This window comes from Endozoicomonas sp. GU-1, from assembly GCF_027366395.1.
Classification (GTDB): Bacteria; Pseudomonadota; Gammaproteobacteria; order Pseudomonadales; family Endozoicomonadaceae; genus Endozoicomonas.
The window spans coordinates 5,052,255-5,064,527 of record NZ_CP114771.1 but is presented as its reverse complement, the minus strand read 5'-3'; the positions used below and the strand labels follow the sequence as shown (position 1 = coordinate 5,064,527).

General features: G+C 49.8%; 9 protein-coding genes and 2 pseudogenes. 6 read left to right on the top strand and 5 right to left on the bottom strand.

Features of this window, described 5'->3' with window-relative positions; translation table 11 throughout:
- Positions 1-94: 94 nt before the first annotated feature.
- Both O3276_RS21165 and O3276_RS21160 read right to left on the bottom strand, forming a co-directional pair.
- Complete coding sequence (locus O3276_RS21165) at positions 95-1,015, bottom strand: hypothetical protein (RefSeq protein WP_269673081.1); 921 nt, start codon at positions 1,013-1,015, stop codon at positions 95-97.
- A gap of 148 nt (positions 1,016-1,163) precedes the next feature.
- Positions 1,164-2,606 (bottom strand): hypothetical protein, encoded by a 1,443-nt coding sequence (locus O3276_RS21160; RefSeq protein ID WP_269673080.1) that lies wholly within the window; start codon positions 2,604-2,606, stop codon positions 1,164-1,166.
- A gap of 286 nt (positions 2,607-2,892) precedes the next feature.
- Here O3276_RS21160 and O3276_RS21155 point away from each other — a divergent pair, with 286 nt between their 5' ends.
- Both O3276_RS21155 and katG read left to right on the top strand, forming a co-directional pair.
- Entirely contained in the window at positions 2,893-3,192 is a 300-nt protein-coding gene (locus O3276_RS21155) for a hypothetical protein (protein WP_269673079.1), read from the top strand.
- Between the two features lie 68 nt (positions 3,193-3,260).
- Positions 3,261-5,425: pseudogene (gene katG, locus O3276_RS21150) on the top strand (catalase/peroxidase HPI).
- Positions 5,426-5,637: 212 nt separating this feature from the next.
- Here katG and O3276_RS21145 read toward each other — a convergent pair.
- Positions 5,638-6,723 (bottom strand): protein kinase domain-containing protein, encoded by a 1,086-nt coding sequence (locus tag O3276_RS21145; protein ID WP_269673078.1) that lies wholly within the window; start codon positions 6,721-6,723, stop codon positions 5,638-5,640.
- Between the two features lie 237 nt (positions 6,724-6,960).
- Here O3276_RS21145 and O3276_RS21140 point away from each other — a divergent pair, with 237 nt between their 5' ends.
- The 4 genes from O3276_RS21140 (at position 6,961) to O3276_RS21125 (ending at position 9,128) form a co-directional block, all read left to right on the top strand.
- Entirely contained in the window at positions 6,961-7,536 is a 576-nt protein-coding gene (locus O3276_RS21140) for an LPS-assembly lipoprotein LptE (protein ID WP_269673077.1), read from the top strand.
- A complete protein-coding gene (locus O3276_RS21135) occupies positions 7,533-7,772 on the top strand; it encodes a hypothetical protein (protein WP_269673076.1) in 240 nt (79 codons plus the stop codon). Before O3276_RS21140 ends, O3276_RS21135 begins: the two co-directional genes overlap by 4 nt.
- Complete coding sequence (holA, locus tag O3276_RS21130) at positions 7,705-8,583, top strand: DNA polymerase III subunit delta (RefSeq protein WP_269673075.1); 879 nt, start codon at positions 7,705-7,707, stop codon at positions 8,581-8,583. The genes O3276_RS21135 and holA overlap by 68 nt, the downstream gene beginning before the upstream one ends.
- Before the next feature lie 107 nt (positions 8,584-8,690).
- Positions 8,691-9,128, top strand: coding sequence for a hypothetical protein (locus tag O3276_RS21125; RefSeq protein ID WP_269673074.1), 438 nt, complete (start codon positions 8,691-8,693; stop codon positions 9,126-9,128).
- Positions 9,129-9,339: 211 nt separating this feature from the next.
- On the opposite strand, the pseudogene ilvD reads toward O3276_RS21125, so the two are convergent.
- Together ilvD and O3276_RS21115 are read right to left on the bottom strand one after the other, a co-directional pair.
- Positions 9,340-11,182, bottom strand: a pseudogene (ilvD, locus tag O3276_RS21120) (dihydroxy-acid dehydratase).
- Between the two features lie 265 nt (positions 11,183-11,447).
- The gene (locus O3276_RS21115; protein WP_269673073.1) at positions 11,448-12,158 is read right to left on the bottom strand and encodes a DUF3581 family protein; all 711 of its coding nucleotides are present in this window, start codon (positions 12,156-12,158) and stop codon (positions 11,448-11,450) included.
- Between the last annotated feature and the right edge of the window lie 115 nt (positions 12,159-12,273).

Below are 12,273 nucleotides of genomic sequence, written 5' to 3'. Positions count from 1 at the left end.
TGAAATCCTGTTTTTTTGACTAAGTTGACAGACACTCTGGGCCTTACAAAGTATCTGTCCACTTAGCCAGAAATATACGATTCCATTTGCCCAACTACTTATCGACAGTTACTTTTAAGGCAAGCACGCGTTTTTCTGCAATGGCTACATCACCAACCAGAAACGCATTATTAGTGCGAAAAATCAAATCAGGGTCATCTTTGAACAGGATGGCGCTATTTTCGACACTAACATCATAAGACTCAATGGTTCCTTCTACAGGAATTGGATCTGAGCCTGTTTCACTTTTACACGCGGTGTTGATGTCTCCACCACTATATCCACATCCAGCATCCGTAATTTTTTTGTTCATCGTTACCATCATATTGATGGTGGGCTTGCAAGATGAGCTTTCATCGTGAAAGTGGTACCAGCCATGCTCCGTTTTATCCGATGTTACTTGCGCAGTTACAGGGTAACGTAGAATTTCGGCTGTCGGAATATTTATGGTGTGGCCACCCAATTGCAACTCAAAAGCCATTCTTTTAATCGCACTGAATAACAAATTGATAACTGCATCCGAGTTAACATATTTTCTGAGTTCAGGTTCAATAGCTTCTCTGTTCATAAGTTCGCAGCGGTCATCCAGGAGGAGGCCGGTAATGCCGGGCCCACTATCACCGGTCAGAGGAATGTGAAAAAAAGCAGGACTGTATTCAGGAATAACCAGTGCCGATTTGCAGAATGATTTCGTCGATTCATAAATGGTACGTATCTGATACTTCACAGATCGAAGTTCTGACTCTGGATAGCCTTTGATAACGCTATTGAAATCAGGATTTGTTTCATCATCAATAACTTTATTGGCAGCCTTGAGTTCAAATTCCGGAATGACATCATATAATTTGACGAGTCGGCCACGAAATGTGCATTGCGAGTTTTTTCCTTCTGCCTGCTTATCTTCAGTTTGATCCTGAGACTTCACGGCGTTGGAAACCAGATCCCGATTCTTAAAATTCGATGCGAGAGAGTCCATAATTTGATACTAAATACAGTTCGTTGTTTGGAAATACATCCTTTTGACACATCGATCAGGAGATAGTTCAGTTTCTGATTAAATCTTCAACATGATCTGGTAAAAAAATTTAGCTCTTGATTACATGAAATTTGAGATAATTAATCCATTATTTTCTTGCCTTATTGAGCAGCGGTAAGATCGGTGTACTTTTGGCCTGAATGGACAGACAATTGCCTTTATTCATCATCATCAAAGGGCTCAAAAGGCTCCTCATCAAATAGAAAAGACGCCCCCGTACCTTCCCTCTCTTTTCTTCCTCTTCTTTAAGTTCTTTCCTGCTTTTCCTTCTTTTATCGAGCCGATTGCCAGGATTTGTATTTGGCAAAATAATGGGAGGCAGCTGCTTTGGGCCACTTTCCACAGCCAGAGGTGGTTGTGCTGCGATATTGGCCAACCCCATTGAAGCAAGCAACTGGTTTAACGAACCCATTGCCTGAGCGGAACTGATGGCCGTTGCACTATTATTGACGCTGGTATTGGCACTGGTATTAATAGCGACCTTGTTACCTGACTCAGGGCGAACAGCTTCATTTGCACTTTTGTTCCCCGGGGAAACAGGCCCTTCCCCGTTTTTCAGCCTGTTCTCGCCATGCCCATTATTCACCCCGGACTTTGCTGGTGCAGATAATCCATCATGCTCCACTCCAGTGCCAAGCCCATTAACTACCCCTGGCTTAAATACATCCGGATGGTATTGCCGATTAACAAGAGCAAGTCCTTTTTCAGGGGCAATTTCAGCGTTAGTGGAGTACTGATTAAAAAGAGAGTCAACTTCTTGCAATAAAGCAGAGTCTGTCAGTGAGTTAGCATCTTTTAAAGCCTGCGACAGCTTCTCCGCCAATCTGGATAACTCCATCGCTTTTTGAATATCTTCCGGACGCCCCTGCAACATGAGACTGTTAATAAGGTTACCTAACAGTTCACTGATTGAATGTTGTTGAGACAAGGGCACCCTGCCCCCCTGGGACGCTGCGTGATCCTCAGGCTCCCCCTGTCCGGCATCAATGATCTGAGCACTGCCACCCGTTAACAGGGCAATCAGTTGTGCTACTTTTGCTATCACCTCAATGATACTTTGCGCTGACGGACTTTCTGTCAGGTCAGGTCCACAGACCACAACATGCAGTGCAGGTGGTGTGGTAAAGAGAGAGGCAATCGACCTATCAGGTAAGGCCGTCCATATCCTGTTACCTGAGGCCGCATTGCTGATAAAAGCTGGCGGTGAAACCGCTACTGGCATTAAAGGCAGCGCTGTAAGCGAAGATGGTGTCTGCGGGCACTGGCTTGTAATATTCCTCCCAATGACCTCTCTTAACTCACTTCCTAATGGCTTGGCAAAAAGCCTGTTTTGAACAGTCCGCAGCTCCCAACGCTCCACCAGCCGCACCTGCCTGGAGTTACCCATAGCATCGGTAACATACAGATTCTTTTCTTTGGTCAGTTCAGTACAGCTGACATTGGCTGTTTGGCCGGAATTGGGCAAATCCGGCGGCATGGATGCCGCCGGTTGCGTGGGTACCGCTAATTGCATGGATACAGCTTCTGCCATGGGGCCACCTGCTTAGTCCGAAGCAGAGAATGCACTCTGCCATCATATTGAGATAATTATTATTTTTCCCTATAAATAGTAAGACACTGAAAATCCGGATAAGTTCCGGCATGGTGGGACGGCCAGCCTCCCGGAACCTGGCAACAATCAGCAGGAAATCCCCCCCCGCAAGTAAGTAGTTATCCAAATGGAATCGTATATTTCTGGCTAAGTGGGCAGTTACTATGCAAGGCACAACGTAGGGAGCATAGTCGTAGCTATGTGACCGTAGTTGTAACGCCGCAGAGTGACTGCCCACTTAGTCAGAAAATACGATTTCATTTGGTTAACTACTTATCATTTAACCAAGGGTAAAGAGTGGGTTAAACGCACCACGCACGCGCTGTTCATTGATAAAAAATGTAGTCAGGCAGTCATTAAGTTCCTGACTCTTGGCAAAACCCGCGAAGAACCTAAACTTCCTGATGAAGTGATGGTATTCAAGTTCAGGGAAAAAGTACCTTACCCCAGAAATGAACAAGGAAATCTGACCGCAATGGTCCACAAAAAACTTCGTAAAATACTGATAGAAAAGAAGAAATATTGACATAAATTAAAACAACAACACGCAAGTCAAATAATGACTCCGATTTAATCCACTTGAAGAACCGGACAATGAATAAACCCCACTCTGGAAAATGCCCCTTTATGCACGGTGCGGTAACTGAGAGCGGCAAGTCGAATGTTGACTGGTGGCCAAAAACCCTGAACCTCGACATTCTACATCAGCATGATCAAAAAACTGACCCGATGGAGCCGGAGTTTAACTATCGGGATGCGGTGAAAACTCTCGACTTTGCTGGCCTGAAGCAAGACCTTAAAGATCTGATGACCAACTCCCAGCAGTGGTGGCCTGCCGACTGGGGACACTACGGCGGCCTGATGGTACGTATGTCCTGGCATGCTTCCGGTACTTACCGTATTGCCGATGGCCGTGGCGGTGGCGGTACCGGTAACCAGCGTTTTGCACCACTGAATTCCTGGCCCGATAACGCCAACCTGGACAAAGCCCGTCGTCTATTATGGCCGATCAAGAAAAAGTACGGTAACAAACTGAGCTGGGCTGACCTGCTGGCTTATGCAGGCACTGTCGCTTATGAATCCATGGGGCTGAAGACCTTTGGCTTCGCTTTCGGCCGGGAAGATATCTGGCACCCTGAAAAAGATATCTATTGGGGCTCTGAAAAAGAGTGGCTGAAGCCAAGCACTGAAGAAGGTGGACGCTACTCCGGGATGCGTGACCTGGAAAACCCATTGGCAGCGGTGATGATGGGTCTGATTTACGTCAACCCGGAAGGTGTGGATGGTAATCCTGATCCACTGAAAACCGCCCACGACATGCGCGTCACCTTTTGGCGTATGGCGATGAACGCTGAGGAAACCGTAGCCCTTGCCGCCGGTGGCCATACCGTAGGTAAGTGTCACGGTAACGGTAAGGCAGAACTGCTGGGTGAGGCTCCGGAAGGTGCTGAACTGGAAGATCAGGGCCTTGGCTGGCTCAACAAAACCAGCCGTGGCATTGGCCGCAATACCGTGACTTCCGGTATTGAAGGTGCCTGGACCACCAACCCGACCCAGTGGGATAACGGCTACTTCCACCTGCTGTTCAAATACGACTGGGAACTGAAGAAGAGCCCGGCCGGTGCCTGGCAATATGAGCCCATTAACATTGCCGAAGAAGACAAGCCAGTGGATGTGGAAGACACATCCATCCGCTACAACCCCATCATGACCGATGCGGATATGGCGCTGAAGGTGGATCCGGAATATCGCAAGATCTCCGAACGCTTCCGTGATGACCACGCCTACTTCTCCGATGTGTTGCCCGTGCCTGGTTCAAGCTGACCCACCGGGATATGGGACCACAAACCCGTTACATCGGCCCGGACGCACCACAGGAAGCACTGATCTGGCAAGACCCGGTACCTGCTGGCAAGACCGATTACGATGTGGCTGCGCTCAAGGCCAGAATTGCCGCCAGCGGCCTGAGCAACAGCGATATGATCACTACGGCCTGGGACAGCGCCCGTACGTTCCGTGGCTCCGATAAGCGCGGTGGTGCCAACGGTGCCCGTATCCGTTTCGATTTCCAGAAGGATTGGGAAGGCAACGAACCCAAACGCCTGGACAAAGTACTCTCGGTACTGGAACCGATTGCCGCTGAAACCGGTGCCAGCCTGGCAGACGTGATTGTTCTGGCCGGGAATGTCGCTCTGGAAGCCTCTATCAAGGCCGCTGGCTTTGACGTTAAGGTGCCTTTCGCTGCGGGCCGTGGTGATGCCACGCTGGAGCAGACGGATGTCAAGTCCTTCGAAGTGCTTGAGCCTCTGCACGATGGCTTCCGCAACTGGCTGAAGCGGGATTACGCCGTGGCAGCGGAAGAGATGCTGCTGGACCGTGCTCAATTAATGGGACTCACCGCCCACGAAATGACCGCACTGATCGGCGGTATGCGGGTTCTGGGCACTAACCATGGTGGCAGCAAACACGGGGTCTTCACCGATCGCGAAGGTCAGCTGACCACAGACTTCTTCGTTAACCTGGTGGATATGAACTACACATGGAAACCGACCGCTGATGGTCTCTATGAGATCCGCGATCGCAAGACCGATACCGTGAAGTGGACCGCTACCCGTGTTGACCTGGTATTTGGTTCCAACTCAATTCTGCGAGCTTACGCAGAAGTGTACGCCCAGGATGATAATCAGGAAAAATTCGTTCGTGACTTTGTCGCCGCCTGGACCAAGGTGATGAATGCTGATCGCTTTGACCTGGCTTAATCGCAACACCGGCTAAAACCCGATAAACACGCCGCATTCATTGCGGCGTGTTTGACCCGGATGCCTGGACCATGAGCGTACTGAAAAATATACAGAATGAAGAGCTGGATTATGAATAACCATTCATTCTCCTGGCCATACAAATACTGACCAGGCAATGGCTCTGCTTCATTGATAAGGGATTCTTAAAAAAATATCAACAAAGCACTAGATCAACGCAAGGTGGCAAAGTAAGGGTGAGACAGTGCTTCAGTGGGGGATAACCGGTCCGCAGGGTCCAGTTCCGTTAATGACAAGAATAGGTCAGCAGCTTCCTGACCTTCTTTTTCCAAAAGCTCCTCCCATGTCTGTCTTCTCAATGATTTTATTGCTTTCACAGCCTCATTAAAGGGCATGTCATCACCTACTGGCATTACCGAGTAACCCAGACGCATTTCCGCGAACGTACAACCCAGGGACCAAGAGTCGGCCCTGTCATTCTTCTGATCATCCAGTCTATATAGTTTTTCCGGTGGCTTATACCAGGAGGTTCCACTAAGGACCTGAACACTTCCGCCAAGTGGTTCTGCTAACACGAAATCACAGATTTTTACCTTGCCTTCATCATTAATCAAAATATTTGCAGGCTTTATGTCATGATGCTGATAACCGGCCTGGAATAGCGTACTGACCCCATTAACCACCTGAAAAAAAGCCTCTTTCAGCTCTACACCTTTGAAACGAACACCCTCTTTTAACGACTCACGTAAATCCTTACCTCCGTACTCTAAAAGGGCGTATTTTTTATTTGATCTTCCTCGACTCAGGGCAATGAGGTTGACAATATTCTCTGAGTTCCCGCCTGTTCTTGCGACTGCACGCTGAATTTTTATCAATTGTGCACATTCCAGTCTGCGCTCATCATCATCAGCCACTATTTTAAGGGCAAGGTTCTGACTGGTATACCTGTGAACCATAAGAATCACAACACCAAATTCTCCCGTGCCTAACTTCCTGCTCTTATACAAATCTTTTTGGGGTACGATCGGATAGTTGTACTCTGGATCGATGGTGGCACCTGTAAAAGTAATCGGTGCTGCTGGTTGCAGGTTATCAATCTCAAAGGAGAGCGCGTTTCGTTGCACAAGAGGTGTTGGGGCTTTCCCTGTTAGCGTCTCACCTTTTTTTGGGCTGACGTAAAATTGCCCTGCCACCTTAGCCACAGATTGCCCAGCAAAGTCATCTTTCCTTGGCTTAGGATTTTTTGGTGGATGAGGCTGCAAGGGAGGCCTCATGCCACCTTCAATTTTTCGAGGCATGTCTCTTTGGCTCCAGAATCCAATAAATAAGAACAATATTCTTATTTTTCTTTGTATAAAAAAGCGGCATATCAGTAGCAGGCTTGAATATAAATGTCCTGATTGCCACTGAATTTATGCTGACTTCCATCAGTAAGCGGCCCACAATCGCAATAATTTTCTTTTTTCTGCCTACCGCCGTCATGGTAGAATTACAGGTCGAATTTGGACACTTGAAGCATCATTGCTGGAGCGATCATGACCTACCCCTTTCGTTCAGTGAGCACGCTGACTTTGCTGCTGTTAACCAGCCTGTTAACGGCCTGTGGCTTCCATCTGAGAGGCGCAATGAGTACTGCCAGTGAAGTCAGCCAACTGTCCATCACCGGCAATGATCCTGTCTATATACGCTCCCTCTCCAGAGCCATGGAACGCAGTGGCATCAATATCAGCGAGGTGGCTCCATGGCGCATCAACATCATCCGCGTTGAACGTGACACCGACCAGCAGACCGTTGCCAGTGCCGGCTATTTTGAGCAGAGAATTACCATGCAGGTGGTCTATCAGTTACAAACCGCCTCTGGCCTGCCTCTGGGCGCTCCGGTTCAGTTAACCCGTGAACGCTACATCACCCTGAGCCAGGATGCGCCGAATGCGGCGGAATCCGAACAAGGAGTTATCCTTTCTGAGCTACAGCAGGAGCTGGTTGCCACAACCCTGCGCCGGATTCACAGCCTGTCTGAGGCTGAGCTGTCAGCGGCCGCTGAACAAGCCAGGGCTGCGGCGCAAGCCCAGATGGAAAGCATTGAATCCAACCGGAACCCTCTGCCTTGAAGCTTCGTATTGACCAACTGGGCGCACAGCTTAAGAAACAACTGGTACCTGTCTACATCGTCAGTGGTGATGAACCGCTTCAGGTTGCCCGGTGCTGTGATCAGATCCGCCAATATGCCAGGAACGCAGGGTTTTCCGAGCGCCATGTTTATCATATTGAAAACGGCTTTGACTGGGGGGGACTTTCTCAGCACGGCCAACAGCCTGTCGCTGTTTGCCCAGAAGCAGATTCTTGAACTGCGAATACCCAATGGCAAGCCCGGAGATGCAGGCAGTAAGGCGCTGCTGGAATACCTCAGCCACCCCTCACCGGACAATCTGCTACTGATGATCACGGATCGTCTGGACAATACCCTGCAAAAATCAAAATGGTTCAAGGCGCTGGAACAGGCCGGAGTATTTATTCCCATCTGGCCAATCGAATCCGGACAGCTACCAGGCTGGCTCGCTCAACAGCTTAAAGTGGATGGCTACCGGGCAACCCCGGATGCCCTGAGCCTGATTGCCGAGCGTGTGGAAGGGAATCTTCTGGCGGCATCCCAGGAACTGGAAAAGCTCAAGCTTCTGGCCAGGGACAAAACCATTGATGAAGCAACCGTGCGAGAAGCGGTGTCGGACAGCGCCCGATATGATGTGTTCCAACTGCTGGACAGCGCCCTGGAAGGCAATATCAAACAGTGTGTGCGCATCCTGGGCATTCTGAAAGGTGAGGGCATTGAGCCTCCGATCATTCTCTGGGCTCTGGCCAGGGAGATACGCCTGCTTAGCCATCTGAGCCGACAGCTATCCCGGGGCATGGCAAGGGATCTGGCCATTGAACAATCCGCTAAAGCGCTGGGGTTTGTGCCATTTATGCTCAAGCGCAGGTCATCACTGCTGGAAAAGGCCATTCGCCGGAGCAGCGAGCGAAACCTGCGTCAGATGCTGCTGGATACAGGAAAGATTGATCGTTGTATCAAAGGGTTAGAGAAAGGTAACGCCTGGGATAAACTGCTGACCCTGACCCTGAATCTGGCAGGTTTACCCCCCATTCCGGTCATCAACTGACTCATTCATCAATAACCTGCCCTGAACCCTGTCGGCGAACATGACATGGAACCTAATCTGGTACGAACGGTCTAAAAGTTAAAACAATGTTTAAGGGACTATGCAGTATGAACAGATCTTTTCTTGTTAAAAAGCCATCACTGGACGGCAAATTCTGGTGGGATAACAACAATATTCCCGGCTACCTGATGAATTCGGACATCGAAAAGGCGCTTGCGACCTTTCGCCGGATAAAGGAGTTTCAGTACATTGAGTTCAATCAGGGCAGGCCTACTTATGTGTTTTTGATGGAAGACGTGTGTCCGCATACCCCCTACGATAAGGTAATGGTCTCCATTACTGACCGGGGCGATATGAAATATGTCTTTGTATACAACGACCCCCGGCCAGAAGAGCGGTGGTGGATCGTTTATCAGCCCATTAATGAATCAGGTGTGCCGATTAGCACTGAACGCTGTGTCGGCTGGTTTATTGATGAGTATGCCGCGCTGGAAAAAGCCAGGGATGTCCTTGCCAAACCGGACAGAACCAGCAAAGTTAATTAAAAGACTGCTGGCAAAGCACTATACTTCGCAGCCAATACAACATCACGACACATAGAAGTAGTAGCAGGCCATGGCAAAGTGCTGCCAGCGCTACGAAAAAGAGCCACGCTGATCAACCGGCTGTGTGGCATCCTGCTGATTCTGGTGGCTCTTCGTATTCTGTGTATGTAAGTAGTTAACCAGATGGAATCCTATTTTTCTGACTCAGTGATCAGTCAAAAAGGCTCAAATCCCGAACAGCACCCTTATCGGCACTGGTGACCATACGGGCATAAGCTTTAAGCGCCGTGGAGACCCTTCTTGGCCTGGGCTTAACCGGCTGCCAGGCAGCTTTCCCCCGGGCCTCCATGGCTGCGCGTCTTACGGCCAGCTGGTCTTCGGTCAACTGGACATTAATGCTTCGGTTGGGAATATCTATCCGAATGATATCCCCATTTTCCACCAGACCAATGGCACCACCGGATGCGGCCTCAGGAGAAGCATGACCAATGGAGAGTCCGGAAGTCCCCCCCGGAAAAGCGTCCATCCGTCAGCAGCGCACAGGCCTTACCCAGCCCTTTCGATTTCAGATAACTGGTGGGGTAGAGCATTTCCTGCATACCCGGCCCACCTTTTGGTCCTTCGTAGCGAACAATCACCACCTCTCCCGGCTGCACCCGGTCTTCCAGAATAGCGTTGACCGCGTCCTCCTGACTTTCACAGATATGGGCCGGACCTTCGAAGACCAGGTTATCATCATCAACACCGGAGGTTTTGACGACACAGCCATCGGCGGCAATGTTGCCATAAAGCACTGCAAGCCCCCCCTCAGTACTGAAGGCATGTTCCAGTGAGCGAATACAGCCTGCTGCCCGGTCATCATCCAGTGTCTCCCAGCGATAATCCTGACTGAAGGCTTTTGTCGTACGAATACCGGCAGGACCAGCCTTGAAGAACGTTGTTACCGACTCATCACGGGTTTGGATAATATCCCAACGGGACAGGGCTTGACTGACGGTGGCGCTGTGCACCATGGGAATATCATTGTGCAATAATCCAGCACGATCCAGCTCACCAAGGATACCCATCACCCCACCCGCCCGGTGAACATCTTCCATATGGTATTTCGGGGTGTTGGGTGCCACTTTGCATAACTGGGGAATCCGACGGGATAACTCGTCAATATTACGCATATCGAAAGGTATGCCACCTTCCTGGGCAGCTGCCAGCAGATGCAGGATGGTATTGGTCGATCCACCCATGGCGATGTCCAGACTCATGGCATTTTCAAACGCCTTGAAACTGGCGATGGATCTGGGCAGTACACTCTCATCGTCGTGTTCATAATAACGCCGGGTGATGTCAACAATACGGCGAGCGGCTTCCAGAAACAGCTGCTCACGGTCAGCGTGAGTAGCCAGCATGGAACCATTGCCCGGCAGGGAAAGACCCAGCGCTTCCGTCAGACAATTCATGGAGTTGGCGGTAAACATCCCTGAGCAGGAACCACAGGTTGGACAGGCTGAACGCTCATACTCGGCAACGGTTTCATCATCGGCATCTGAAGCGGCGATCACCATGGCATCAACCAGGTCAAGCCCATGTTGTGACAGTTTGGTTTTACCCGCTTCCATTGGCCCACCTGACACAAAAACCACCGGAATGTTCAGGCGCATGGCCGCCATCAACATGCCCGGGGTGATTTTGTCACAGTTGGAAATACAGACCAGCGCATCGGCTGTGTGGGCATTGACCATATATTCGACGGAGTCAGCGATGATGTCCCGGCTGGGCAGGGAATAGAGCATGCCATCGTGCCCCATGGCGATGCCATCATCCACGGCAATGGTGTTGAACTCTTTCGCCACACCACCATGCTGCTCAATTTCACGGCAAACCAGTTGCCCCATGTCCTGCAAATGAACATGGCCAGGCACAAACTGGGTAAATGAGTTAGCGACAGCAATAATGGGTTTGTTGAAATCCCCATCGTTCATACCTGTTGCCCGCCATAGCGCACGGGCTCCGGCCATATTACGGCCATGGGTGGATGTTCTGGAGCGATAGGCTGGCATGAAACAGTCCCTCTACTAACGGTCAATGGCAAATGGTTTTATTCTTGCTTCTGTCTGTACACGGTAACTTTTTAGAAAGCCAATGCACTCCATTGCTGACGGGGTTTTCATCGCCATCCAATGGCGGCCAGTTAGAATATCAAAATTCAGGCGATTTGTCTGACTATGTGGCAATACCACTGGAAAAACCGGAATCGAATCCACGCTTCAAAGTCATCACAGAAAATAAGACGTAATCATTGAAAAGTGGCCATTAAAAAAACGCTCAGCCGGCAAACTGGTGCTGCCGGGCGCTGTGTTTTTCAATCATGATATCAATGGCTTCCTGGTCATAGGGCCGCAAACCGGAGAGAATCATGGTTTTCTCCCCCATCCCCACCACATCGCCATTTTCACGGTAAACAAAGTTAAGCGTTACCTTACCGCGCTTGCCATTAACGTCCAGAGTCGCGCCTGCTGCTTCCAGATGCGGGTTTACCAGGTCAACACGTGCCATTTTCAGGGTCATACTGTCGTAGATGACCAGCGGTTTGACGGTATTAATCATAACCCCATGGGATTTCATCAGCGGCACAAAGACATTAGGGAAGTTCTCACCGGAGAAAGCCACATAACTGCGCACCAGCTGCTCAATCATCAACGTATCGTGACTGCTGGCTCCGTGACGCTCAATATCCAGATACAGCTTGCCGGAAAGATCATAAATGCTCTTATGTCCTTTATCGTTGGTACAGATTTCCAGCTCAACACCGTCGGTGACCATACCATTGAAAGTGACACGCATATCGCTATACAGGCCTTCACTCAGCAGTATTTTGGCAAATAGCAGATCACCCGGAACGCAGAAGCGGGAGTTATCCACATCATGCAAAGGGTTAAAATCATTGGCAATGCGCTTCGCAAACTGGCTGGCCTGTTCGCGCGTAAAGGAAAAGCGGTTGTCTGCCAGAGAGGTACAGTATTGATCAATAAACATAGTGTTAAAGCTGAATTCCTGCCGCAGTCATCCCTTCAGTCAGACGGCACTCAATGCCGCTGGCTATCGGATGTTCAGTCATTAGTGACAAATACCCATGTAAAACAGCGAATAT